We start from the raw sequence: 23,880 nt of genomic DNA, 5'->3' as shown, positions 1-23,880 counted from the left end.
CGACCGAGGAGCCGGCATGACCGTGACCGCACATCCCGCCACCGCGACCCCGTCCCTGCGCCGCCGCGCCCTCGGTGTCGCCGCCGCCGTCCTTGCCCCCGCCGTGATCTGGGCGATCGGCGCCATGGCCGGGGTCGACTACACCGTCGAGAACCCCGGACAACCGGCCTTCGTGGTCGGCCTCGTCCCCGTGCTGATCTTCGCGTTGGGGTCGGCGCTGGTCGGCTGGCTCGGGCTGGTCGTCCTCGAGCGCCTGACCCGCCGCCGGGCCGCCGTCATCTGGACCACCCTGGCCGTGGCGCTGACCCTGCTCTCGTTCGTCCCGGTCCTCGCCACCGAGGCGAGCACGGGCGCGAAGGTCGCCCTGAGCGTCATCCACCTGGCCGTGGCGGCCCCGCTGATCGCGCTCCTGCCGACGCGTGCCCGCTGAGCCCACCGCCGCCCCGGGCGCCGTCGGCCACGTCCGTCGCGGTGCCCGGGAATCCCGTTGACCGGGCGGTGACGATCAACGGGGTGAGCATGCGGAACGGCACCGGAGGACCGTGAGCCTGGTTCGAAAAGCTCCTGCCGTCGAGTTGACGTCCGGCCCGGCGCACGCTAAATATCGAATAGGAAGTTGAGTCACCCGGACTCAACCCGAATGGACCTTCGGCCCAGGGAACCGAGGAGGCACGACGATGTTGATGCGTACCGACCCCTTCCGTGAGATCGACCGGCTCGCCGAGCAGTTCTTCGGCACCACCGCCCGACCGGCGCTCATGCACATGGACGCCTACCGCGACGGCGAGCACTTCTACGCCGCGTTCGACCTGCCCGGCGTGGACCCGGACAGCATCGACTGCACGGTGGAGCGCAACGTGCTGACCGTCCGTGCCGAGCGGCGCCGGCCCACCGGCGACAAGGTCGAACTGGTCGCCGCCGAGCGCCCGATGGGCACCTTCAGCCGGCAGCTCTTCCTCGGCGACACCCTCGACACCGACCGCCTCGAGGCCGGGTACGACAACGGGGTGCTGACGCTGCGCATCCCGATCGCCGAGCGCGCCAAGCCGCGCCGGGTCACCGTCACCGCCAACGGCAACGGGCACCGGCAGCTCACCGCGTGACGTGCGGACCGGCGGCGGGAGCCCACGGCGCTCCCGCCGCCGGCGGATACAGGACGGCCATCGCGTGGGCGGTGGCCGCCACCATCTCCCGCAGCTCTGTCGGGGCGAGCACCTCCACCTGCGCGCCGAGCTTGAGCAGCTCGGTGTGCCCGTGCCGCACCGACTCGATCGGCACCGTGGTGCGTACCCAGCCGTCGGCGTCCGGCTCGCCGGCCGCCGCCCGCGCCGCCCGGCTCATCGCGGGCGGGAAGACGTACGCCATGAACTCCAACGCGGCCACGGTGACCCGGATGCGCGCCTCGTCGCGGTAGACGCCGCGCTCGTACCGGTCGGCCCAGTCCTGCCAGAAGGCGGCCAGGTCGAAGTCGGCGGGGCGGGTGAAGCTCTCGTCGAGAACGGTCAGCGCCAGCACCGCCGCCACCCGGTAGGTGCGGATCCCGCCGTCGGCCCGCGCCACCAGGTACCACCGTCCGGCCTTGAGCACCACGCCCAGCGGGGCCAGCACCCGGGTCACCTCCCGGGGCCGCTTCCACCGCTGGTAGCGCACCTCGACCAGGCGTTCGGACCAGACCGCGTCGGCCAGCGCGCTCAGATGCGGGGTCGGCTCCGGGTCGCGGAACCAGCCCGGCGCGTCGAGGTGGAACCGCTGCCGGATCCGGTCGCCCTCTGCGGCGAGGTCCGCCGGCAGCGCGGCGCGCAGCTTCAGCTCGGCCGCGGTGAGCACCGCGCCGAGTCCCAGCTCGGCCGCGGGGCCGGGCATCCCGGCCAGGAACAGCGCGGCAGCCTCCCCGGAGGTCATCCCGGTCAGCCGGGTCCGGTACCCGCCGAGCAGCCGGTAGCCGCCGGCCGGACCCCGGTCGGCGTACACCGGGACGCCGGCGGCGCCGAGCGACTCGACGTCCCGGTAGACGGTACGGACCGAGACCTCCAGTTCGTCGGCGAGTTCCTGGGCGGTCATCCGCCCCCTGGCCTGCAGGAGCAGCAGCAGGGATACCAGCCGGCCGGCGCGCACCGCACGACGGTAACCCGGGGTGCCGAATCCTGTCCCGCGCGCCTCGTGGTGATTCCCCGCCAGGGCTGAGAGCCTTTTTCACATGCTGCGTCCCGACGTCCCGGTCCTGCCCCGCACCTCGGCCCGGCCCGCCCTGCGGACAGCGCCGGCCGACTTCACCGAGGCGTGGCTGCGCAACCGGCGGCTGTCGGAGCACACCCGCGACGCCTACCGGCGCGACATCGCCGGCTGGCTGGCCTGGTGCGCCGGCCGGGAGCTGGACCCGTTGCGGGCCAACTTCCTCGACGTCAACGCCTACGCCCGGCAGTTGGAAGCCACGCTGGGCGCACGGTCGGGGCGCCCGTTGACCCCGGCCACCGTCGCCCGCAAGCTCTCCGCCCTGTCCAGCTGGTACGAGTTCCTCGTCAAGCTGCGGGCGGTCGAGGCCAATCCGGTCGCCGGGGCGGACCGGCCGCGCGTCGACCGGGACCACTCGGCCACCGTCGGGCTCACGCCGGAGGAGGTGGACGCCCTGCTGGCCGCCGCCGAGGCGGACACCGGCCCGACCGCCGCGCGCAACCGCGCCGCGATCGCCCTGCTGGCCGACCTCGGCCTGCGCGTCGGGGAACTGGTCTCGCTGGACCTCGCCGACCTGGGCGCGGAACGGGGGCACCGCAGCGTGCGGTTCGTCGGCAAGGGCGGCAAGCCGCGCCGCCGGGCGCTCACCCCCGGCACCGCGCACGCGCTGGACGCGTACCTGTCGGCGCGGGCCGCCGCGCAGGGCGTGCCCGTCGCGCAGCTCAGCGGTCCGCTGCTGGTCACGACGACCGGGGCGCGCCTGGACCGGCACTCGGTGTTCCGGCTGGTCCGCCGCCTGGCCCGCACGGCCGGCATCCCGGCGGCGGCGAAGCTGTCGCCGCACTCGCTGCGGCACGCCTTCGCCACCACCGCCCGCGCGGAGGGGGTGCCGTTGGAGGACGTGCAGGACGCGATGGGGCACGCCGACCCGCGTACCACCCGCCGCTACGACCGGGACCGGCACAACCTCGACCGTGACCCGGCGTACGTCATCTGGGCGGCCCGGGCGCGGCGGCGCGGCTGAAAAGCCGTTGACGGAGTAAGCACTCACTTCGATTCTTGCGGGCATGACCACACACGGGGAACCACGCCGGCGCGCGCCGGGCATGAGCGCCGACCGGCGCCGCGCCATGATCGTCCACACCGCACTGCCGCTGCTGGCCGCGCACGGCCCGAGGCTGACCACCGCCCAGGTCGCCCGGGCCGCCGGCATCGGCGAGGCGACGGTCTTTCGCGCCTTCGCCGACAAGCAGGCCCTGCTGGACGCCTGCGCGAGCGAGGTGCTGCACCCCGGGCCGTTGCTGGAGCAGTTGGCGGCCATCTGCCCGCAGCAGCGCCTCGCCGACCGGCTCACCGACGCCGCCACCGCGGTGCGGGCGCACCTGGACCGGGTCGGCACGGTGCTGGGCGCCCTGTACACGCCCGGCCGCCCGGGCACACCGTCCACCGACGACCGCCCCAGGGACACCGCCCCGGCCATGCCGGCGCAGCAGGGCCGCGACAGGGGTCACGCCGAGCCGGCGCAGGCCGTACGGTCGGCCGTCGTGGCGCTGCTGGCCCCCGACGCCGACCGGTTCCGCCTGCCCGTCGAGCGGGTCGCGGAGCTGTTCCTGGCCCTGCTGCCGCCACGCGGACCGCTCGGCGCCGAGCCACCCTCGCCGGCCGAACTGGTCCAGGTGTTCCTGCACGGCGTCCTCGCCCCGCAGGCCACCCGATGAGCGTGGACACCATCGTCCCCGCCCTCGCCCCACGGGCCGCTGGGCGTTCGCCGGTCACCCGCCCGGGCCTCGGGCGCTGACCGGCCGCGACGGCACGCAGGGACCGAGGTCGTCGCGTCGATGTGCGGCAGCCCCGCCCGGGCGGTCATCCACCGGATGTCGACCGCCCGGGCGGGCCCCGGTCAGCCGCGAGGGCGGGGGCAGATGCAGAACGGCTGCCCGATCGGGTCGCGCAGCACCACCCAGCGCCCGTCGCCGGGTTGGAAGTCCGGCCGGGTCGCGCCGGCGGCCACGAACTCCTTCTCGGCCGCGTCGAGGTCGTCGACGTACAGGTCGAGGTGGTAGCGCTTGGCGTCGTCGGGCCAGGTCGGCGGCGCGTACCCGTCGATGAGACCGAACCCGACCGACATCCCGGCCGGGCTGGTGATCATGGCGTACTGGGATTCGCTGTGGGTGATCTCCCAGCCGAGCACCCGGTGGTAGAACGCGGCGTGCGCGGCCGGGTCGGAGCTGTCCAGGTTGACCATGGCGAGGTCGGCGGTGACTGTCATGACCGGCAGCCTGCCGGACGTACCTGACATCTCCTGGCAGGTACGGGCCGGACGTCAGCAGAGCAGGTCCAGGTGCTGGTGGGCGTCGGCGCTGACGTCCTCGTGGCGCAGCCACCGCCGCGCCCACAGCCGGGCGGCCAACTCGGCCTGCTCGTCACCCCAGGCGGCGTGCTCCACCAGCAGCGCCGTGGCCAGCGCGTACGCCATCCGCAGCGCCAGGCCCCGGGCGCCGGCCACCACGGCGACGGCCCGCGGGTCGGCGACGACCCCGGCGAGGGCGTCGCGCAGCCCGGCGGTGACCGTGGCGAGGGTGTCGGCCAGCGCCGGTGACAGCGGGCGGGCCAGGTCGGTGGCGGCGTCGAGGCGGCGCAGCAGCGGGTCGCCGGCGTCCTCGCGGGCCACCGCGCGCAGCACGTCCACGGCCAGCACGTTGGTGGTGCCCTCCCAGATCGGCAGCACCTGCGCGTCGCGCAGCAGCCGGGGCACCCCGGTGTCCTCCACGTAGCCGGCGCCGCCGAAGGCCTCCACGTACTCGGCGGCGGAGGAGACGGCGAGCCGGCCGGTGGCGAGCTTGGCCAGCGGCGCGACCACCCGCAGTTCGGCCGCGGCGTCCGGGTCGGCGCCGACCTCCACCCGTCCGAGCAGCGCGAACGCGTGTCCGGCCAGGGCGAACGCGCCGGCCGCGTCGACGGCGAGCGTGCCCAGGGTGGCCCGGTGCAGCGGGTTGTCCACCAGCGGCCCACCGGCGACGTGCCGGGCCTGCGCGTACGCCCGGGCGTAGGCCAGACCACGCCGCATGCCGCTGGCGGCGGCCGAGGCGTTGTGCACCCGGGTCACCACGACCAGGGTCATCGCCCGGGCCAGGCCGGGCACCGCCGGGTCGCCCAGCGGCAGCGCGTACGCGTCGCGCAACCCGATCTCGGCGGTGGGCAGGGCCCGGGTGCCGAGCTTGTCCTTGAGACGGTGCACGGTGACGCCCGGCGCGGGCGCGTCCGGCGGGGTACTGGCGCCGGCCAGGGGTGAGTCGGCGGCGTAGCGGGGCACCAGGTACGGCGCGAGCACCCGGCTGCCCCGGCCGGCGCCCTCGGGTCGTGCCAGCGCCACGGCGATCGGCGCGTCGGCTGCCGAGCAGAACCACTTCTCGCCGGTCAACCGCCACGACCCGTCGGCGGCGGGCCGGCCGGTGGTGGTGGAGCGGGACAGGTCCGAGCCGCCCTGCGACTCGGTCATCCACTGCCCGCTGACCACGGCGGTGTCCGGGTCGGTGGAGAGCAGCCGGGGCAGCCAGTCCCCGCGTACCCCCGGATCGACCCCGGGCAGGCTCAGCAGCGCCGCCGCGCCGTCGGCCATGGCCACCGGGCAGGAGAAGGTCGCCGACTCCGGGGCGTACAGGTGCAGCAGGGCGTGCTGGACGATCCGGGCGGCGGCGCCGAACGTGCCGCGCGCGGACTCCAGGTACGGCAGCGCGACCACGGCGTGCCGGGCGGCGGCGGCCCGCTGCGTCTGCCAGCCGGCGGAGGTGTCGATCCGGTCGACCCGGGCGCCCCACCCGTCGTAGCGGACCAGGGTGGGTGGGTGTGCCTCGGCGTCGGCGTGCGCGGCGCGCAGCGGGCCGGTCACGTCGGCGGCCAGGTCGGCCAGGCGGCCCTTGGCGGCGGCGTGCCCGGCCGGGCCGAGGTGCCGCTCCAGCCAGGACCGCAGCAGCGCGTCGCCGGTGTACGGGTCGTCGGGGGTCGGTACCGGCTGCACGTAGCGGCTCATCCGTCGCTCCTCATCCAGGTGTGCGCCGACGGTAGACGATCGGCGCGCCGGCGCGACAGGGGGCGATGTTCCTGCGCGGGCCCCGCCGGGGCGCATACGGTCGATGGTGATGGGCGGTGAGCAGGGGTGGACCCGGCCGGCGCGGCCCCGCCGGCCGGTGCGCACCGGTCTGGTGCTGGGCGCCTCGGCGATGCTGCTGTGCGTGGCCGGCGTGGCCGGGTTGGGCCTGTGGAACGTACAGGTGGTCACCGGGGCCAGCGGCCCGGTCCGGGAGACCGTCGACGGGTTCTTCCAGGAGGTCTCCGCCGGTGAGGTGGAGCGGGCCTACGACCGGCTCTGCGCGCCGGCGCGGGGCAAGTGGAGCGAGGTCGGTTTCACCGGCTGGGTGCGGACCCCGCCGATGGTCGGCGGACACGAGATCCTCGACGTGTCGGTGCGCACCAAGGGCGGCCGTCCGGTGGGGGAGGTGACCGTGCGGCTGACCCGGGACGGCGGGGCCGCCGAGCAGCGGACGGTGCCGGTGGTGAAGGAGGACGGCGGCTGGCGGGTGTGCGGGGACCCGTACTGAGCTCGCACCTGTCGCAGGGCCGCGCCCTGCGTCGGACGGCCGGTGGTGAGTCGGCGCACCAGCAGGTAGCTGGCACCCAGGACACTCCTCTACAAACAGCTACTTGTAAAAACGCGCGTTTGGATTAGGGTGGAGGTCATGTCTGCCTCACTCGCAGCTCCAGGCACAGACCTCGACGCCGCCTTCGCCGCTCTCGGCGATCCGGTCCGCCGCGCCTTGGTGAATCGCCTCGCCCGTAGCGATGCGACGGTCGGAGAACTCGCCGAACCGTTCGACCTGACCCAACAGGCGATCTCTCACCACATCGGTGTCTTGCGACGCTGTGGCCTGGTCGAGCAGCGGCGTGAGGGCACCAGACGGCCCTGCCGGCTGAAGATCGACCAGCTCTCGGTGTTGAGCACGTGGATCGAAGACCAGCGCCGGGCGTGGGATGACCGGCTCAACGCCCTCGAACAGCACCTGACTGACGGGAGGGCACGATGAGCCAGGCCGAACTCGACGGCGACGAACTGATCGCCCGACGCCGCCTTTCGGTCGACCCCGAACGGGTCTGGACCGCTTTCACGACGCCGGCGAGCATCGCGGCGTTCTGGGGCGGCTCCCACGCCACGGTACCGCCCGAGTCAGTGACCGTCGACTTGAGACCCGGAGGAGAGTTCGCCCTCGACACCCGTGCGTCGAGCGGTACTACCCGGCGGCTGCGCTTCGTGTACGTGAGCGTCACCGCTCCGCACGAGCTCGTGTTCGACGAACCTGGCACCGGACTCCGTACGACCGTGACCATTCATCCCGACGCCGAGGGCACGAACCTGACGATCCACCAACGCAAACTTCCCCCTGAACTCCAGACGATCCAAGCAGCCGACGGGCTCGCGTCGATCCTCGACGCCCTCGCCGCGCACCTGCAGCACTGACACACGAGGACGGAGAACACCATGGCAGCAACCACTCAACGCGCCCTGGTCGAGGAGTACTTCGCCGGGTTCCGGACCAGTGATCACCCACGAATCCTCGCGACTCTCACCGACGACGTGGAATGGGTCATCCACGGCCACCGGAGCACCCACGGCAAGACGGAGTTCAACGAAGAGATCGAGAATCCGGCCTTCACCGGCAGCCCCGACCTCGATGTCCATCGGGTCCATGAGGACGGCCCGGTCGTCGTCACAACCGGGGAGGGCCGCGGCGTCAGCGTCGAGCACGGCCCCTTCCGCTTCGCCTTCAACGATCTCTTCACATTCCGCGACGGGCTCATCGCCCGCGTCGACTCCTACGTCGTCCCCCTGCCTTGATCCGACAGGCCCGTTCCTCGGTCGCGGCGACGGATCATGCAGCAGCCGTCGGACCGCGCCGAGATCAGGTGCGGTGAAGGTGTGGTGTCCGGGTACGCCGATGTGGGCATACCCACGTGATACGCCTCCGGCAGGACCCGGCATCGACGCATGACAGGACGCGCAGCGTCTTGAGGATCCGGCCGAAGTGCGCGAGGGCGTCCCGATGACCGTTCAGGCGCGCGGGCCGAGGTCCCCGGAGCGGTAGTGCCGCCGGCACAGCACCTGGTAGCGGACCTCCGCGGTCTGCACGGTGTCGCCGATGACGACCTGCGCGCCCTCGCGGACCACCCGCCCGCCGACGACCCGGGCGTTGAGCAGCCCTTCCCGGCCGCACCAGCAGAGCACCTCGATCTGGATGCGGGCCACCTCGTCGGCCAGCTCGAACAGCCGCTGGGCGGCGGGGAAGAGGCAGGAGCGGAAGTCGGTGGCCAGGCCGAAGGCGTACACGTCGACGTCGTAGCTGTCGACCAGTTCGGCCATCTGCTCGACGTGCTCGACGTTGTAGAAGGACGCCTCGTCGCAGATCAGGTAGTCGACGCGTACCCCCTCGGCCCAGGTGTCGCGGACCAGGGTGCGCAGGTCCAGGGCGTCGGTGACCTCGACGGCGGAGTGGGCCAGGCCGATGCGGCTGGTCACCTGGGGGCCCAGGGACCGGTCGATGCGGGTGGTGACCAGGCCGCGCCGGCCCTGCCGGGCGTGGTTGTAGTTCATCTGCAGCGCCATCGTGGACTTGCCGCAGTCCATCGGCCCCCAGAAGAACTTCAGCGCGGCGGCGTGCAGCGGTCGTCCGTCGACGCCGCGGGCGGCGGCGCAGCCGGTGAAGCTCTCGTCCGGGCCCGGGAGCGGGCGGGCCAGGCAGTTCGGGGTGGCAGCGGCGTCGTCGGTCACGTCGGGGCAGCCTAGTCGATCGAGGCGCCCCGATCGGGCCGGCGCACGCCGCCGCCCTACAGCACGCGCGGCGGGGTGTTGCCGGCAGCGACGATGGCACGCCGGATCGGCACGGCGGCGAGCAACGCGAAGCCGACCACGAAGAAGATCAGCAGTGAGACCAGGCCCACCCGGTAGGAGGAGGTGAGCTGGAACACCAGACCGAAGGCGAGTGGCCCGAGCCAGCTGGTGCCCTTGTCGCTGATCTCGTAGAAGCCGTAGTACTCGCCCTCCTTGCCGGCGGGGATGAGCTGGCTGAACAGCGACCGGCTCAGCGCCTGGCTGCCGCCGAGGACCAGGCCGATCGCGCCGCCGAGCAGCATGAACGGCAGGGGCGCCTCGGCGGGCAGCCGGAACGCGCCGACGATCACCGCGGTCCACAGCACCAGGGACAGCAGCACCGTCTTCCAGGCGCCGATGCGCCGGGCGAGCGCGCCGAGGGTGAGCGCGCCGCCGAAGGCGAGGAACTGCACCAGCAGGATCGTCACGATCAGGGTGTCCTGCTCGAGCCGCAGCTCCTCGGTGCCGTACTGGCTGGCCAGGGTGATGACGGTCTGGATGCCGTCGTTGTAGACCAGGAAGGCGAGCAGGAAGAACAGCGTCAGCGGGTACGCCTTGATCTCGCGCAGGGTGCGGCCGAGTTGGCGGAACCCGTCGGTGAGCACGTTGCCGCCGCCGCCGCGCAGCGCCTCGGCGGTGGGGTGCTCGCGCAGCCAGCGCAGCGGCACCAGGGTGAACGCCGCCCACCACACGCCGGCCGACACGATGGACCAGCGGGCCAGGTCCAGGGTGCGTTGCGGGTTGCCGTCCTCGCTGAGCACCGTGACGGCGACCAGGTTCAACGCCAGCAGCAGGCCGCCGCCGAGGTAGCCGATGGCCCAGCCGCGGCTGGAGATCGCGTCGCGTTCGTCGGGGCCGCCGAGCTGCGGCAGGAACGAGTTGTAGACGACCACCGCCGCGCCGAAGGCGATGTTGGCCACCAGGAACAGCGCGCCGCCGAGCAGGTACCGCTCGCCGGTGACGAAGAGGAAGCCGATGGTCGCGCCGGCGCCGGTGAACGCGGCGGCGGCCAGCAGCCGCTTCTTGTGCAGCGACCGGTCGGCGACGGCTCCGACGACGGGCAGCACGAAGACGGTGAGGAACACCGACAAGGAGATCAGGTACGGGTAGTAGGAGCCGGCGGCGACCTTGATGCCGAGCGGGTACACGTGCCCGTCGCAGCTGTCGGCGTCGATCGCGCAGCCGGCGGCCAGTTCGGCGACGGTGGTGAGGAAGGGGCCGAGGAAGACGGTGATGACGGTGGTCTGGAAGGCCGAGTTGGCCCAGTCGTAGACGTACCAGCCGGTGCGTTCGCGGCGGGTGCTCGCCGGTGGCGGGTTGTCCACCGCAGGGGTGACGGTCTCGGCCATCGTGGTCCTTTGCCGGGGGTTCAGGCGGCCCAGTGGCCGCGGCTGCGGTAGACGTCGCGCAGCACGCCGACGTGATCGGTCATGATGCCATCCACCCCAAGATCAAGTAAGTCGTGCATCTGGGCGGGTTCGTCGATCGTCCAGACGTGCACCTGCAACCCGAGTCGGTGGCAGTAGGCGAGGAACCGGCGGTCCACCACCGGCACCCGGCCGTAGCGGGGCGGGACCTGGGCGGCGACCACCGACTCCGGCAGCCGCAGCCGCCATCCGTGCAGCGAGGCCAGCCGCAGCCGGGCCACCCCGCGCATGCCCAGGCTGGTCGCCACCCGGCCCTGGGTCAGCGCCCGCAACCGGACCAGCCGGGCGTCGCTGAACGACGCCAGCAGCACCCGTTCGCCCGCGCCGGCCCGGGTCACCGTGGCCACCGTGGGCGCGACGCCGTCGTCGGCCTTGACGTCGATGTTGAACCGGACCTGCGGCCAGGCGGTCAGGACCTCGTCGAGCCGGGGTACGACCGCCGCGCCGCCGACACGCACCGAGGCCAGGTCGGCCCAGCGCAGCTCGGCGATGCGCCCCGGCGTGCCGGTGACCCGGTGCAGCGTGGCGTCGTGGAAGACGACGGCCACCCCGTCGGCGGTGGCGTGCACGTCGGTCTCGACGTACCGGTAGCCGAGCCCGACCGCCCGGGCGAACGCCTCGGCGGTGTTCTCGTCACCGTCGGCGGCGCCGCCGCGGTGGGCGAAGGCCAGCGGCCCGGGGGCGTCGAGGTAACCGGAGCGGGTCGGCACGCGAGGCAGTATGCCTGCCGCGGGTGGCCGCCGGGTGACGGGCCGGTACGCACCGAACGGCCCTACAATCAACTTCCCTATCGCTCCCTGTTGTGGCTCAATAGAAGCCCTATGGGTAATGATATGTATTCGGTCGAGCAGGTGGCCGACCTGCTCGACCTGCACGTGCGCACGGTGCGCGGCTACATCCGCTCGGGTCGGCTGCGCGCGGTGCGCATCGGCAAGCAGTACCGGATCGCTCCGGCCGACCTCGACGCGCTGCTCGGCCGGGAGCAGCCGACGCCGGGCCCGCGCACCACGCTGGAGGTCTCCAGCATCGCGCAGCTCGACGGCGTCGACCGGGCGGCGGCCGACCGGCTGGCCACCCTCGTGCTGGCCGGCGTCAACACCCACCGCGACGGATCGAGGCCGCTGCGGGTCCAGACCGTCTACGACGAGGAGCGACAGCGCATGAAGATCGTGTTGATCGGTGACGCGTACGCCACCGCGGAGGTGCTGCACCTGCTCGACGCCGTGCTCACCGACGGCAACGGCCTGCTCGCGGGGGAGACCCACGGTGGCTGACGTCGTGCAGGAGCGGGCCGGGGTCGCGGTGCTGGTGTGCGACCCGGCCGGCCCGAAGGTGGCCACCACGGCCGACGCGCTGGACCTGATCGGCGCGGCCTTCCTCGGCGCGCAGGTGGTGGCCCTGCCCGCGAGCCGGTTGGACGCCGACTTCTTCTCCCTCGGCACCCGCTTCGCCGGTGAGGTCATGCAGAAGTTCGTCAACTACCGGCTGCGTCTGGCCGTGGTCGGGGACATCTCCGCCCACCTCGCGGCCAGTGCGGCGCTGCGGGCGCTGGTGCACGAGTCGAACCGGGCCGACCACGTGTGGTTCGTGGCGGACCTCGACGCGCTCGACGCCCGGCTGGCCGCCGTGCCCCGCTGAGCGCGGCGGTCGCCGACGTGTCGGCCCGGGCCGGTGCCGACTGCCCGACCGAGGCGGGGTCACCTCCGCCGGATGCCGGCCGGGTCGGTGCGACGGCGGTGGCTCCAGTACAGCTGCCGGTGCGCGCCCATCGGGAAGCTGGGCTGCCAGGGCTTGACCGGACCGGCGAAGTGGAGGATGGCCGCGTCCGTGAGGTTCCCGCCGATACCCGGGTCGAGCCGCCACGCCATCATGTGGTTCCAGCGTTTGGACAGCCGGGTCCAGTTGCCGTACACGGCGTAGTTGAGGGCGTCCTGGTCCGGGAAGCGCGACTCGTGGGCGTGGCGGGCGACGTAGTCGAGGGCCTTGCCGGTGATGTCGAGTTCCTTCCACCGCGGCACGTCGATGAGCAGCACGCCGGAGTTGAAGTACGGGGCCTGGGCGTCGAGGTCACGGGAATGGTAGATGCCGGGTAGGCCGCCGGCGTCGATGAGCCGGCGGGTGAACGCGTCGCGTACCGCGCCGACCGGGGTGCCGGCCAGGTCGACGTCGCGCAGTTGCGCCAGCGAGCCGGTGCAGAGCACGTCGGAGTCGAGGTAGAGCAGTCGGTCCACCTCGGGTGGCAGCGCCGGGGGGATCAGCAGCCGCAGGTACATCGCGGGGGAGAGGTAGCTCAGACTGGGGTTGCGGGAGACGGGCAGGCGGATCCGTGGCGGGTCCACCGTCAGGAAGCAGACCGTGGCCTCCGGTCCGGCCGCCCGGGCCAGGCCGACGCGGGTCCGCTCGGCGACATCGCCACCGGCGACCAGCCAGAAGCGCAGCGGCCCCGGCGTCTGCGCGGCCACGGTGGACATCACGACTGCCGCGTGGGGGGCGTAGGTGGCGTCGAAGGCCAGCGCGAAGTCCAGGACTACCACCTCGACTCGGAGCACGATGAAAGTCAATTTACGGCGTTGCGCCCCGGGACGACAACGCGGCGCCGACCGGATAGGGGTCGCTCCCATCGGGCGTGGCGGTCGCCCGGGGTGGTTGATCCCAGCCGTCGCGCCGCCACCCGTTCGCTCATGGGCGGCGCCCGGCCCTGCCAAGGGGCGCCTACCCGGGGGCGTGCTGCACCACTGCGGTGACGCGGGATCACGCACCGCAGCGGCCAGGCTCACCCAGGGCCGACCGGAATACGCGGAAACGTGCCGTAGGGCGGCGGATCCGCTGGTCAGCGGTCGGTGAGGATGCTGTTGATAGCGGCTTCACGGTCGGTGTCGAAGAGCCGGCCGCCGCGCTGGTTGAGCAGCAGCGCTGGGCGGCCTGCCCAGGCGCGGGGGCACCCACCGTGGTGACCAAGGCCGGCGCCCAGCACTACCATGGCCCCCCACGCGGCGTACGAGCAGCAGCCGGTGCCGGCGCGGCACGCGGCACCTCGCCACGCACGTGGCCGGCTTCAGCCGCCCGGTCGGCGGCGGTGCGAGCGGCTGGTGTCCACCGGACGGCCGGGGTCGACGTGCCGGGGCCGCTCGGGCTCGTCGGGGCGCAGCGGCGCGAGCGTGTCGGTGATCGCGTCGATGATCCGGTCGGTGCCCTGCCGGGCGGCCCCGGGCGTGCCGTGGGCCAGGTCGTACAGGTCGATCGGGTCGCCGAAGCGCACCCGGATCACGGGCCGGCGCAGCAGCGACCGGGCGACGCCGCGCAGCAGCCCCTGGGGCGCCCGGTAGGGGAGCACCTCGTGCGAGCCCCACTGGGCGACCGGGATGATCGGGGCGCCGCAGGCCAGGGCGAGTCGGGCGGCGCCGGTCTTGCCGCGTTCGGGCCACATGCCCGGGTCCAGCCCGATGCGCCCCTCCGGGTAGACGAGCACGACCGAGCCGGCGGCGACGGCCGCGGCGGCGTCGTCGAGGGCCCGGTGCACGGCGGCGGTGCCCCGGTCGACGCGCAGGTGCCCGGCGTGGCGCATCAGCGCGCCGAGGACGGGGGCGCGGAACAGTCCGCCGGTGGCCATGAAGCGGGGCGCGACGCCCCGGGCGCGGCAGGCGGCGCCGAGGACGATCGGGTCGAACGGGCTGATGTGGTTGGCGGCCAGGATCAGCGGCCCGTCACGCAGGTGCGCCGGCACGTCGCCGGTGACCTCCAGCCGGGCGAGCAGGGCGACGGCGGCGCGGGCGAGGGCCTGGGCGGCCCGCCAGAGCAGCGGCGGTCGCCACGGGGCGGTCAGGGTCTCCATCAGGGGTGGATGGTCGCATGCCGGGGCAAGCCGGTGGGGCCGACACCGGGTCCAGCGGCAGAGGTGATCAGGGTCATTGGTCCCGGGTCGGCTCGGGCCCCCCGACCCTGCCCATCTTTCTACGACGCGCAGTAGTATCTACTACGTCTCGTAGTATGAACATCTGGGGGGTTACCGGTGGACGCGTTGGACGTCGCCCGCTGGCAGTTCGGTGTCACCACCGTCTACCACTTCCTTTTCGTGCCACTGACCATCGGCCTGTCGGTCCTGGTGGCGATCCTGCAGACCCTGTGGCACCGCACCGGCAACGAGCGGTACCTCAAACTCACCAAGTTCTACGGCAAACTCTTCCTGATCAACTTCGCGATGGGCGTGGTCACCGGCATCGTGCAGGAGTTCCAGTTCGGCATGAACTGGAGCGACTACTCCCGCTTCGTCGGCGACATCTTCGGCGCCCCCCTGGCCATCGAGGCCCTGGTCGCGTTCTTCCTGGAGTCGACCTTCATCGGCCTGTGGATCTTCGGCTGGGACCGGCTGCCCAAACGGCTGCACCTGGCCAGCATCTGGGCCGCCGCGATCGGCACCAACCTCAGCGCCTACTTCATCCTCGCCGCGAACTCCTTCATGCAGAACCCCGTCGGCTACACCATCAACCCGGAGACCGGGCGGGCCGAACTGACCGACTTCGTCGCCGTGCTCACCAACAAGGTCGCGCTGATCACCTTCCCGCACACCCTGGCCGGCTCGTTCCTGGTCGCCGGCTCACTGGTCGTCACCGTCGGCCTCTGGCACGTCATGCGCAACCGCGACAGCGCCGACACGAGCGCCTACCGCTTCGCCACCACGTTCGGCGCCTGGGTGGTCATGGTCTCCACCGCGCTGGTGCTCATCACCGGCGACATCCAAGGCAAGATCATGACCCAGGTGCAGCCGATGAAGATGGCCGCCGCCGAAGGCCTCTACACCACCGAGAGCCCCGCCTCGTTCTCCGTGCTCACCATCGGCAGCCTCGACGGCAGCCGCGAGATCTTCGCCCTCAAGATCCCGTACCTGCTGTCGTACCTGGGCACCGGCGACCCCGACGGCACCGTCCAGGGCATCAACGACCTGCAGGCCCAGTACGCCAGCCAGTACGGCGCCGGCAGCTACACCCCGATCATCCCGGTCACCTACTGGAGCTTCCGCTTCATGATCGGCTTCGGGCTCGCCGCCGCCGCGATCGCCCTGCTCGTCCTCTGGGCCCAGCGCAAGGGCCGCACCCCCACCAGCCGCTGGCTGCTGCGCGCCGGCCTGATCCTGCCCGTACTGCCACTGCTGGCCAACTCCTTCGGCTGGATCTTCACCGAGATGGGCCGCCAGCCCTGGATCGTCTTCGGCGAGATGCTCACCCGCGACGGCGTGTCCCGCAGCGTCTCCCTGGCCGAGGTCCTCACCTCCTTCACCGCCTTCACCCTCATCTACGCCGCCCTCGCCGTCATCGAGTTCAAACTGCTGGTCCGCTACGCCAAGGCCGGCGTACCCGACCTCACCCCCGCCCCCGAACCCGACGACACCGACGACGACGCCGAGCGCCCGCTCGCCTTCGCCTACTGATCCCGGAGCCCATCGTGGAACTGACCACCATCTGGTTTCTCCTCGTCGCCGTGCTCTTCACCGGCTACTTCATCCTCGAAGGCTTCGACTTCGGCGTCGGCATGCTGCTGCCCGTCCTCGGCCGCGACGACCGGGAACGCCGCGTCCTGATCAACACCATCGGACCGGTCTGGGACGGCAACGAGGTCTGGCTCATCACCGCCGGCGGCGCCATGTTCGCCGCCTTCCCCGAGTGGTACGCCACCCTCTTCTCCGGCTTCTACCTGCCGCTGCTGCTGATCCTGCTCGCCCTGATCGCCCGCGGCGTCGCCTTCGAATACCGGCACAAGCGCCCCGAGGCGTCCTGGAAACGCCGCTGGGACGCGGCCATCTTCTGGGGCTCGCTGCTGCCGGCGATCCTGTGGGGCGTCGCCTTCGCCAACATCCTGCGCGGTGTACCCCTGGACGCCGACCACGAGTACGTCGGCGGCCTGCTCGACCTGCTGCACCCGTACGCCCTGCTCGGCGGCGTGACCACCGCGGCGCTGTTCCTCACCCACGGCGCGGTGTTCATCGCCCTGAAGACCACCGGCGAGGTCCGCGACCGCGCCGGCGCCCTCGCCGTCAAACTCGGCCTGGGCACCGCGGTCGCCGCGGTGGCGTTCCTGACCTGGACGCTGAACATCCGCTCCAGCGCCGCCGCCGTGGTCCTCGCCGTCGGCGCGGCGCTGGCCCTGCTCGGCGGCCTCGCCGCCGCCCGGGCCCGCCGCGAGGGCTGGGCGTTCACCGGCACCGCCGTGGCCATCGCCCTGGCCGTGGCGACCCTGTTCGCGGCGCTGTTCCCCAACGTGCTGCCCTCGACCCTCGACCCGGCCGGCACACTGACCGCCACCAACGCCGCCTCCACCCCCTACACCCTGAAGATCATGACCTGGGTGGCGGTGGTGTTCACCCCGATCGTGCTGGCCTACCAGGGCTGGACCTACTGGGTGTTCCGCAAGCGGATCGGGGTAGGAAACATCCCAAAACATTGAAGACTGGTGGGGGTGGGGGGCGGGGGGCGGGGGCGGGGGGGTCGCACCGGCCCCGCGGCACGTCCCCACCCGGAACAAAACCCGCCGCGCCCGCCCCGGCCGGCGCACTATCGTGGCCCGATGCCCGTCACCGTCCGCGAACTCACCGACGCCGAACTCACCGACGCCTGGCAACTCGGCCGGCTCGCCTTCGGCTCCGACCCGCAACCCCCACCGGCCGCCACCGCCACCCGAGCCGGCCTGACCCGCTACGGCGCCTTCGACGACACCGGACGGCTGCTCGGCAAAGCCGTCGACCTGCACCACGACCAGTGGTGGAACGGCCGCCCGGTCGCCGCCGCCGACGTCGCCGGGGTCGCCGTCGCCCCCGAGGCCCGCGGCCGGGGCGTCGCCCGCGCCCTGCTGCACACCCTGCTGCGCGAAGCCCACGACCGCGGCGCCGCCGTCAGCGCGCTGTTCCCCACCGTCAGCGCCCCCTACCGCGCCTGCGGCTGGGAGATCGCCGGTACCCTGCGCACCGTCGCCCTACCCACCTCCACGCTGCCCCGACACCGGCCCGCCGCCCACCTGAGCGTCCGCGCCGGCGGCCCCGCCGACCTCACCGCCGTCGCCGACCTCTACGAACAGGCCGCCCGGCACCGCTGCGGCATGCTCACCCGACGCGGCCCCCTCCACGACACCGACCAACTGCCCTACGACGGGCTCACCCTCGTCGAGGACAACGGACGCCTCGTCGGCTACGCCGGCTGGAACCGCGGCCGCGGCTACGGCCACGACAGCGTCCTCACCGTCGACGACATCATGGCCACCACCGCCGACGCCGCCCGGGAACTCGTCGCAGTCCTCGCCAGCTGGCACAGCGTCGCCCCCACCCTGCGCCTGACCCTGCTGCCCGGCGACGCACTCGCCGCCGCGCTGCCCCTGGAGAGCACCCGCGAACACGACCAGGACACCTGGATGCACCGCCCCGTCGACGTCACCCGCGCCATCCGCGACCGCGGCTGGCCACCACACGTACGCGGCACCGTCACCTTCACCCTCGACGACCCGCTCGCCGACTGGAACACCGGCACCTGGCGACTCGACATCGCCGACGGCGCCGCCGACCTGCGCCGCACCGACACCGACGCCGACCTGCACCTGAGCGTGCGCGGCTTCGCCCTGCTCTACACCGGCGCCACCACCGCGTCCGCTGCCGCCCAGGCCGGCCTGCTGCACCACCGCGCCGGCGTCGCACCACACGCCCTGGACCTGCTCACCGCCGGGGGACCGGCCCACCTGCACGACTACTTCTGACCGGCCCGCGTGCCGTGGCGGCCCCACGCCACGGCACGCGCCGACGATCAGCGGGCGTCGCGCAACTCCGCCAGCCGCGCCTCGATCTCGGCCAGCTCCGCGCGCAGCTTCTCCGCCTGCTGCTCCGCCTCCGCCCGCTCCGCGGCCAGGATCTGCTCCACCGCCTCCTGCACCCCCGGCACGTCCACCAGCGCCACCATCCGCAACGCCTCCGCCGGCTTCACCACGTACGGCTTCGCCAGCGCCTTCGCGCCCTGCTGCGCCGCCACCGTCCACTCACCCTCGGCGTAGGCCAGCGTCACCGTCAGACCCGCCGGGCTCTTCGGCCGGGCCGCCTTCACCGCCCGCCGGGCCGCCGGCTTCGCCTCCACCTGCTGCTCCACCCTCGGCTCCTCCCGCCTCGGCGCCGGCACCCGCGGCGTGTCCAACACGAACTCCGGCTCCGCCACCGGCTGCTCGACCGGCGGCTCCGGCTTCGGCTCCGCCACCCGGCGCCCGGCGCCCTTCGGCGCCATCGCCACGTCACCGGGGGAGAACGGCAACTCGTCGCGACCGAACCGCACCACCACGAACTCGTCGGACACCGCCGGATCGGTCAGCTCCACCACCTGACCCACCTGCCCGGCGACCTGCCCCGCCGCCGCCGTGAACACCACCTTGGGCCTGCGACCCGCCGCCAACGCCTCCCGGATGCCTCGCACCTCGTCATCGGACAAACCCTGGCCCGCCATCACAGCCCTCTTCCGTACACGTGTTTGATTCCGACCTTGATACCAGCCGGCACCGACAGAGAAAAGATCAACCCCCGAGCGCCCGCAACGCCTGATCCGCGTGACCGTTCATGTCCAGCTCACTGTGGATCACCGCGAGCACCCGCCGATCCCGACCGATCACGAACGTCATCCGCCGCGTGCTCAACGGCCCCAACGGCAACCGCCGCCGCACCCCGAACGCCCCCGCCACCCGCCCGTCGACATCCGACAACAGCGGATAGTCGAACCCGTGCCGCCGCGAGAACTCCGCCTGCCGCTGCACCGCATCCCGGCTGATCCCCACCCGCTGCGCACCCACCGCCGCGAACTCCGCCGCCAGATCCCGAAAATGACAGCTCTCCGCCGTGCATCCACGCGTCATCGCCGCCGGATAGAAGAACAACACCACCGGACCGGCCGCCAGGAACTCCGACAACCGTCGCGGCGTACCCGTCTCGTCCGGCAACTCGAAATCATCGACCACGTCACCGACGCCGACACCACCCACCACACACCTCCACCTCGCCACCCACCGACGCCGAGAGCCTAGGTCACCCCCACACCGCCGCCACCTCATCGGCCACCACCGCCGCCTGCGCCAACCCCGCCCGCGCCGCCGCCGCCCGCCGCGCCGGATCCAGCACATCACGCCCGATCGCCGCCCGCGCCGCCCGGTCCGGCGACACCACCACCACCCGCGCCCCCGCCGCCCGCAACGCCGCCACCTGCGCCGACAACCGCGGCATCGGCCCGAACCCCGCCCTCGTCGGCGCCAACACCACCACCCGCCGCGCCCCCACCGCCAGGTCCGCGTTCACCACCGAACGCACCCCACCGTCGACGAACCGGCGACCCCCGATCGTCACCGGCGGCCACACCCCCGGCACCGCGCAACTCGCCCCCACCGCATCCACCAACGACACCCCACTGGCCGCGTCGAACACCACGAACTCACCCGACACCGCGTCCACCGCCGTCACCAGCAACCGCCGCCGCGGCCACTGCCGCACCGGCAACCGCGCCTCGATCACCGCCCGCCGCGCCGCCTCCGACCCGGTACGCGCCGCCAACGCCATCGCCCCGATCCGCGCCCGCGCCCGCACCGCGTCCCGGGTACGCCCACCCGCCCACACCAGACGCGCCACCGCCGCCACCGAAAACCGCGCCGGCACCTCACCGTCCGGCGGCGCCAACTGCGCCTCGTACGCCTGCGCCACCGGCCGCCCCGCACACCACTGCGCCCCCACCACCGACCCCGCCGAGGTCCCCACCACCACATCCGCCCCGGCCAACTCCACACCGCGGCGCGCCAACCCCGCCAGCAACCCCCACTCCCAGGCCACCCCGGTCACCCCGCCACCACCGAGCACCAGAGCCCGCTCCACCCGCCACCTCCACCACGACGACGGCGGGGACGCCGACACCGACGCCCCCGCCTCACCTCAACGACCCCGCCGGCTCTGACACGGTACGCAGAACCGCGCGTGCGGCAGGACCTCCAACCGCTCCCGCGGCATCGGCGCGGCACACCCCTCACACACCCCGTACCGCCCCTCGGCCAGCCGCGTCAACGCCCCGGTGACCTGCTCCAGACCACGCCGGGTCGCCGCCACCAGCGCCGCGTGCGTGTCCACCTCACCCGGGTCCCCGGTGTCCGCGGTCAACTGCGTCAACCGCGCCGTCTGCTCCTCGAACTGCGCCGTCAGCGCCGCCCGCACACCACGCAACCAACGGTCGTCGGCGACATCGACATCAGTGCCCATCATCGTCTCCTGAAAAAGAAAAAGGGCCGAAGCTCGTAAGCTCCGCCCTGGGTGGCTGATCGTGGAAGACGAACGCCACCGGCGGGCCCCGACCCGCCGGCACCGGACGGGGCTGCCCACCCCACACCCGCACCGCGCCCCGGCCACCGGCCACCCGCGCACCCGACCGCCCGGCCACCCGGCCACGCACGGCAGAGCCCGCCGCCACCGAGGTGACGACGGCGCACACCACCGCCTGGCCGACCGGACCCATGCCGGACACCATAGGCCCGAGCCCACCGGAAACCAACCACGATCCTGCGCCGGCCCGCCACGGTAAGGTCACCCGCGTCCACCGGGGCAGGGGAGAGGTCCATTGAATCCGGTCACCGTCATCACCGGCGGCAGCCGCGGCATCGGCGCCGCCACCGCCCGCCGCCTCGCCACCGAAGGCCACCACGTCGCCATCGGCTACCGCCGTGACCACCACGCCGCCGCACAGGTCGTGGCCGACATCCGCGCCCACGGCCGACACGCCCTCGCCGTACCCGCCGACACCACCGACCCCGACCAGATCACCAACCTCTTCGACGCCGCCGCCGACCTCGGCCCCGTCACCGCGCTGGTCAACAACGCCGGCGTCACCAGCCCCATCGGCCCCTTCACCGACCTGCGCGCCGACGACCTGCGCCACGTCGTCGACGTCAACCTCATCGGCTACGTCCTCTGCGCCCAACAGGCCGCCCGCCGCCTCACCCGCGGCAGCGCCATCGTCAACATCTCCTCCGCCGCCGCCACCCTCGGCAGCCCGGGCGAGTACATCCACTACGCCGCCGTCAAAGCCGCCACCGACACCCTCACCGTCGGCCTGGCCAAGGAACTCGCCCCACACGGCATCCGCGTCAACGCCGTCGCCCCCGGCATCATCCGCACCGACATCCACACCCTCTCCGGCGTGCCGGACCGCGCCGAATCCGCCGCCGGCCGCGTCCCCCTCGGCCGCGCCGGCGAACCCGACGAGGTCGCCGCAGCCGTCGCCTGGCTGCTCAGCCCCGACGCCTCCTACACCACCGGCGCGGTCCTGCGCGTCGCCGGCGGCCTCTGACCCACCACCCTCACCCCGTCAACACCGACCCCCGACCCACCCGACCCGCGCCACCGTCCGGCAACACGAACCGCCAGCGCCGGGCCCGCAACAGCGGCACCACCCGCGCCACCGCCTCGACCGTCTGACCCCGATCACCACCCCCGTCGTGCAGCAGCACCACCGCACCCGGCCTCACCCCGTCGCACAACCGCCGCACCAGCTCGTCCACCCCGGGCGGCTCCCAGTCGGTCACCGCCAGACGCCAACCCACCGACGTCATGCCCAGCCCCGCCGCCACCACCGGCGTACCACCCCACGCGCCGTAGGGGGCACGGAACCAGGGGACCGCGGCATCCGGCACGGCCCGCACGATCGCCGCGTGCGTCTCGCGCAGATCCGCCTCGACCCGCTCGGGCGGCCACCGCGCCATGTCGTCGTGACGCGTCGAGTGGTTGCCCAGCACGTGCCCGGCCCCGACGATGCGCCGCACCACCTCGGGATGCCGATCGACCTGCTCACCGTTGACGAAGAACACCGCCGGCACCGCGTGGGCGCCCAGCACGTCGAGCAGCCGGGGCGTGTGCACCGGGTCCGGACCGTCGTCGAAGGTCAGACTGACCCGCTTGCCCCGCCCGGGCACCGTGTCGACGACCCGGACCTTCGCCGTCGCCGTGCCGGCACGGCGACGCGGACCACGCGGTGGAGCGGTGGAGGACATCGGCGGACCTTCCGAACGGGGGACGGGCCCGATCCCGCCCCGGGATGACAGGACACCGGCCGCACGACCGGGTGGCACCCCCGGGCCGGGCTGCCACCCGGCCCGGGGCGATCACCTAGCGGCGCGGACGGTGCGTGGCGCGGGGGAGGACGTACGGCGGACCGGCGAAGATCAGATCCGCCTTCACCTCCTGGTACGCCCGCTTCGGCTGGTACTGCTCGTCGTAGAGGGTGGCCAGACCCTCCGGCGGGTCGTCGAACCAGCCCGGCACCCAGGAATGCCGGTCGCTGAAACCCCACACCGTGTACGACAGGCAGTGCCGATCGGCCAGACACGCCTTGAGCAGCACACTGAAGTTCGACGCGGACGCCTGCAACCGCGGGTTGATCTCCTCGGAGTCACCGGCCTGCACGCCCTCGGTGAGCCGGCTGCGCACGTCGACCTCCGTGAAGGCCGTGGCCAGGCCGAGCGCCGAGAACCGCTTCAACGCGGCGGCGACCTGGAAGGTGTCGAAGTTGCCGTACTGGGTGCCGAGATGCCCCTGACTGCCGACGCCGTCGATCGGCACGCCCTCGGCCAGCAGCCGCTTGGCCATGTCGTACACGAACTGCGTCTTGTCGTTGGCCGGATCGCCCGAGCCGAACGCCTCGATGTTGTAGTCGTTGTAGAACAGCAGGGCCTTCGGGTCGGCGGCGCGGGCCCAGCGGAACGCGTCGGCGATGTACCCGGGCCCGAGGTGCTGGGCCCAGAAACCCTTGTAGTGCAACGTGGACGGAGTGTCCCAGGGGTCACTCACAGCCTCGTTGACCACGTCCCACTGCCAGATCCTGCCCCGGTACCGGCTCACCACGGCGGTGATGTGGTTGCGCAGCAGCTCGCGCAACTGCTCACGGCTGATCGAGCCGTCGGCCACGCCACTGGTCAACCAGCCGGGCAACTGGTTGTGCCAGACCAGGACGTGCCCACGGACCCGCTGGTCGTTGCGCCGGGCGAAGTCGACGAACGCGTCGGCCGGACCCCAGTCGTAGCTGCCCCGGGTGGGCTCCAGGCTCTCCCACTTCATCACGTTCTCGGCGGTCACCGACGAGAACTCTGAGGCGGCGAGCTCGCGGTAGCGCGGGTCGGCCGTATCGGCGAGGGCGTCCATGTCGACCGCGGTGCCGATGTGCAGGCCGTGGCGCTGCCCGAGCGCGCCGAGGCTCTGCGCGGTCGGGTCGTACGGGCGGCCGGCCGTGGCCGGCAACGTGTTCAGCATCGCGGCGGTCGCGACGGCGACCGCGGCGACGGCTGTCCACCGTCTCAGCTTCATCTCGTGTCCTTCCGGAGTGG

At 73.0% G+C, this 23,880-nt stretch carries 28 protein-coding genes; 14 read left to right on the top strand and 14 right to left on the bottom strand.

Annotated elements, in window-relative coordinates; genetic code table 11:
* Positions 1-16 precede the first annotated feature (16 nt).
* A complete protein-coding gene (locus ACPFP2_RS16830) occupies positions 17-430 on the top strand; it encodes a DUF6069 family protein (protein WP_424090114.1) in 414 nt (137 codons plus the stop codon).
* A gap of 247 nt (positions 431-677) precedes the next feature.
* Positions 678-1,103 (top strand): Hsp20/alpha crystallin family protein, encoded by a 426-nt coding sequence (locus ACPFP2_RS16825; protein ID WP_424090113.1) that lies wholly within the window; start codon positions 678-680, stop codon positions 1,101-1,103.
* Here ACPFP2_RS16825 and ACPFP2_RS16820 read toward each other — a convergent pair.
* Positions 1,093-2,115 carry a helix-turn-helix transcriptional regulator gene (locus ACPFP2_RS16820; protein WP_424090112.1) on the bottom strand — a complete coding sequence of 341 codons (1,023 nt, stop codon included), beginning with the start codon at positions 2,113-2,115 and terminating at the stop codon, positions 1,093-1,095. The genes ACPFP2_RS16825 and ACPFP2_RS16820 overlap by 11 nt on opposite strands.
* Before the next feature lie 82 nt (positions 2,116-2,197).
* Here ACPFP2_RS16820 and ACPFP2_RS16815 point away from each other — a divergent pair, with 82 nt between their 5' ends.
* Both ACPFP2_RS16815 and ACPFP2_RS16810 read left to right on the top strand, forming a co-directional pair.
* Positions 2,198-3,196: a tyrosine-type recombinase/integrase gene (locus ACPFP2_RS16815; protein ID WP_424090111.1), complete on the top strand. Its 999-nt coding sequence runs from the start codon at positions 2,198-2,200 to the stop codon at positions 3,194-3,196.
* 43 nt (positions 3,197-3,239) lie between these two features.
* Positions 3,240-3,890, top strand: coding sequence for a TetR/AcrR family transcriptional regulator (locus ACPFP2_RS16810; protein WP_424090110.1), 651 nt, complete (start codon positions 3,240-3,242; stop codon positions 3,888-3,890).
* 182 nt (positions 3,891-4,072) lie between these two features.
* On the opposite strand, the gene ACPFP2_RS16805 is transcribed toward ACPFP2_RS16810, so the two are convergent.
* Together ACPFP2_RS16805 and ACPFP2_RS16800 are read right to left on the bottom strand one after the other, a co-directional pair.
* Positions 4,073-4,441, bottom strand: coding sequence for a VOC family protein (locus ACPFP2_RS16805; protein ID WP_424090109.1), 369 nt, complete (start codon positions 4,439-4,441; stop codon positions 4,073-4,075).
* Between the two features lie 54 nt (positions 4,442-4,495).
* Entirely contained in the window at positions 4,496-6,202 is a 1,707-nt protein-coding gene (locus ACPFP2_RS16800; protein WP_424090108.1) for an acyl-CoA dehydrogenase family protein, read from the bottom strand.
* A 109-nt stretch (positions 6,203-6,311) separates the two neighbouring features.
* On the opposite strand from ACPFP2_RS16800, the gene ACPFP2_RS16795 reads away from it, so the two are divergent.
* From ACPFP2_RS16795 to ACPFP2_RS16780, 4 genes are all read left to right on the top strand, one after another.
* Complete coding sequence (locus ACPFP2_RS16795) at positions 6,312-6,770, top strand: hypothetical protein (protein WP_424090107.1); 459 nt, start codon at positions 6,312-6,314, stop codon at positions 6,768-6,770.
* A gap of 138 nt (positions 6,771-6,908) precedes the next feature.
* Positions 6,909-7,253: an ArsR/SmtB family transcription factor gene (locus ACPFP2_RS16790; protein WP_424090106.1), complete on the top strand. Its 345-nt coding sequence runs from the start codon at positions 6,909-6,911 to the stop codon at positions 7,251-7,253.
* Complete coding sequence (locus tag ACPFP2_RS16785; protein ID WP_424090105.1) at positions 7,250-7,684, top strand: SRPBCC family protein; 435 nt, start codon at positions 7,250-7,252, stop codon at positions 7,682-7,684. Before ACPFP2_RS16790 ends, ACPFP2_RS16785 begins: the two co-directional genes overlap by 4 nt.
* Positions 7,685-7,705: 21 nt before the next feature.
* Positions 7,706-8,062 carry a nuclear transport factor 2 family protein gene (locus tag ACPFP2_RS16780; protein WP_424090104.1) on the top strand — a complete coding sequence of 119 codons (357 nt, stop codon included), beginning with the start codon at positions 7,706-7,708 and terminating at the stop codon, positions 8,060-8,062.
* A gap of 213 nt (positions 8,063-8,275) precedes the next feature.
* Here ACPFP2_RS16780 and ACPFP2_RS16775 read toward each other — a convergent pair whose 3' ends face one another.
* From ACPFP2_RS16775 to ACPFP2_RS16765, 3 genes are read right to left on the bottom strand one after another with little or no spacing between them, the layout of a single operon-like run.
* Complete coding sequence (locus tag ACPFP2_RS16775) at positions 8,276-8,992, bottom strand: thymidine kinase (RefSeq protein WP_424090103.1); 717 nt, start codon at positions 8,990-8,992, stop codon at positions 8,276-8,278.
* A gap of 56 nt (positions 8,993-9,048) precedes the next feature.
* Complete coding sequence (locus tag ACPFP2_RS16770) at positions 9,049-10,440, bottom strand: MFS transporter (protein WP_424090102.1); 1,392 nt, start codon at positions 10,438-10,440, stop codon at positions 9,049-9,051.
* Between the two features lie 20 nt (positions 10,441-10,460).
* Complete coding sequence (locus tag ACPFP2_RS16765; protein ID WP_424090101.1) at positions 10,461-11,228, bottom strand: glycerophosphodiester phosphodiesterase; 768 nt, start codon at positions 11,226-11,228, stop codon at positions 10,461-10,463.
* A gap of 111 nt (positions 11,229-11,339) precedes the next feature.
* On the opposite strand from ACPFP2_RS16765, the gene ACPFP2_RS16760 reads away from it, so the two are divergent.
* Both ACPFP2_RS16760 and ACPFP2_RS16755 read left to right on the top strand, forming a co-directional pair.
* Positions 11,340-11,792: a helix-turn-helix domain-containing protein gene (locus tag ACPFP2_RS16760; protein ID WP_424090100.1), complete on the top strand. Its 453-nt coding sequence runs from the start codon at positions 11,340-11,342 to the stop codon at positions 11,790-11,792.
* Positions 11,785-12,156 (top strand): DUF4180 domain-containing protein, encoded by a 372-nt coding sequence (locus ACPFP2_RS16755; RefSeq protein WP_424090099.1) that lies wholly within the window; start codon positions 11,785-11,787, stop codon positions 12,154-12,156. The genes ACPFP2_RS16760 and ACPFP2_RS16755 overlap by 8 nt, the downstream gene beginning before the upstream one ends.
* Before the next feature lie 59 nt (positions 12,157-12,215).
* On the opposite strand, the gene ACPFP2_RS16750 is transcribed toward ACPFP2_RS16755, so the two are convergent.
* On the bottom strand, positions 12,216-13,067 hold the full coding sequence (locus ACPFP2_RS16750) for a glycosyltransferase family 8 protein (RefSeq protein ID WP_424090098.1): 852 nt from the start codon (positions 13,065-13,067) through the stop codon (positions 12,216-12,218).
* A gap of 506 nt (positions 13,068-13,573) precedes the next feature.
* On the bottom strand, positions 13,574-14,350 hold the full coding sequence (locus ACPFP2_RS16745) for a lysophospholipid acyltransferase family protein (protein WP_424090097.1): 777 nt from the start codon (positions 14,348-14,350) through the stop codon (positions 13,574-13,576).
* Positions 14,351-14,527: 177 nt separating this feature from the next.
* Here ACPFP2_RS16745 and ACPFP2_RS16740 point away from each other — a divergent pair, with 177 nt between their 5' ends.
* The 3 genes from ACPFP2_RS16740 (at position 14,528) to ACPFP2_RS16730 (ending at position 18,252) form a co-directional block, all read left to right on the top strand.
* Complete coding sequence (locus ACPFP2_RS16740; protein WP_424090096.1) at positions 14,528-15,943, top strand: cytochrome ubiquinol oxidase subunit I; 1,416 nt, start codon at positions 14,528-14,530, stop codon at positions 15,941-15,943.
* 14 nt (positions 15,944-15,957) lie between these two features.
* Positions 15,958-16,956, top strand: a complete 999-nt coding sequence (cydB, locus tag ACPFP2_RS16735; protein ID WP_424090095.1) for a cytochrome d ubiquinol oxidase subunit II — start codon at positions 15,958-15,960, stop codon at positions 16,954-16,956.
* A 120-nt stretch (positions 16,957-17,076) separates the two neighbouring features.
* On the top strand, positions 17,077-18,252 hold the full coding sequence (locus ACPFP2_RS16730; protein WP_424090094.1) for a GNAT family N-acetyltransferase: 1,176 nt from the start codon (positions 17,077-17,079) through the stop codon (positions 18,250-18,252).
* A 47-nt stretch (positions 18,253-18,299) separates the two neighbouring features.
* On the opposite strand, the gene ACPFP2_RS16725 is transcribed toward ACPFP2_RS16730, so the two are convergent.
* From ACPFP2_RS16725 to ACPFP2_RS16710, 4 genes are all read right to left on the bottom strand, one after another.
* Complete coding sequence (locus tag ACPFP2_RS16725) at positions 18,300-18,983, bottom strand: hypothetical protein (RefSeq protein ID WP_424090093.1); 684 nt, start codon at positions 18,981-18,983, stop codon at positions 18,300-18,302.
* A 67-nt stretch (positions 18,984-19,050) separates the two neighbouring features.
* Positions 19,051-19,515, bottom strand: a complete 465-nt coding sequence (locus ACPFP2_RS16720) for a peroxiredoxin (RefSeq protein ID WP_424090092.1) — start codon at positions 19,513-19,515, stop codon at positions 19,051-19,053.
* Positions 19,516-19,555: 40 nt separating this feature from the next.
* A complete protein-coding gene (locus tag ACPFP2_RS16715; protein ID WP_424090091.1) occupies positions 19,556-20,389 on the bottom strand; it encodes a patatin-like phospholipase family protein in 834 nt (277 codons plus the stop codon).
* A gap of 57 nt (positions 20,390-20,446) precedes the next feature.
* Complete coding sequence (locus ACPFP2_RS16710; RefSeq protein ID WP_424090090.1) at positions 20,447-20,767, bottom strand: TraR/DksA family transcriptional regulator; 321 nt, start codon at positions 20,765-20,767, stop codon at positions 20,447-20,449.
* 355 nt (positions 20,768-21,122) lie between these two features.
* On the opposite strand from ACPFP2_RS16710, the gene ACPFP2_RS16705 reads away from it, so the two are divergent.
* Positions 21,123-21,851 carry an SDR family NAD(P)-dependent oxidoreductase gene (locus tag ACPFP2_RS16705; protein WP_424090089.1) on the top strand — a complete coding sequence of 243 codons (729 nt, stop codon included), beginning with the start codon at positions 21,123-21,125 and terminating at the stop codon, positions 21,849-21,851.
* 10 nt (positions 21,852-21,861) lie between these two features.
* On the opposite strand, the gene ACPFP2_RS16700 is transcribed toward ACPFP2_RS16705, so the two are convergent.
* Both ACPFP2_RS16700 and ACPFP2_RS16695 read right to left on the bottom strand, forming a co-directional pair.
* On the bottom strand, positions 21,862-22,551 hold the full coding sequence (locus tag ACPFP2_RS16700) for a polysaccharide deacetylase family protein (protein ID WP_424090088.1): 690 nt from the start codon (positions 22,549-22,551) through the stop codon (positions 21,862-21,864).
* A gap of 115 nt (positions 22,552-22,666) precedes the next feature.
* Positions 22,667-23,860 (bottom strand): endo-1,4-beta-xylanase, encoded by a 1,194-nt coding sequence (locus tag ACPFP2_RS16695; protein WP_424090087.1) that lies wholly within the window; start codon positions 23,858-23,860, stop codon positions 22,667-22,669.
* Positions 23,861-23,880 lie beyond the last annotated feature (20 nt).

Source organism: Micromonospora citrea, assembly GCF_049629545.1.
Classification (GTDB): Bacteria; Actinomycetota; Actinomycetes; order Mycobacteriales; family Micromonosporaceae; genus Micromonospora; species Micromonospora citrea_A.
The sequence above is the reverse complement of the archived record's forward strand: the minus strand, read 5'-3'. Positions and strand labels throughout refer to the sequence as shown.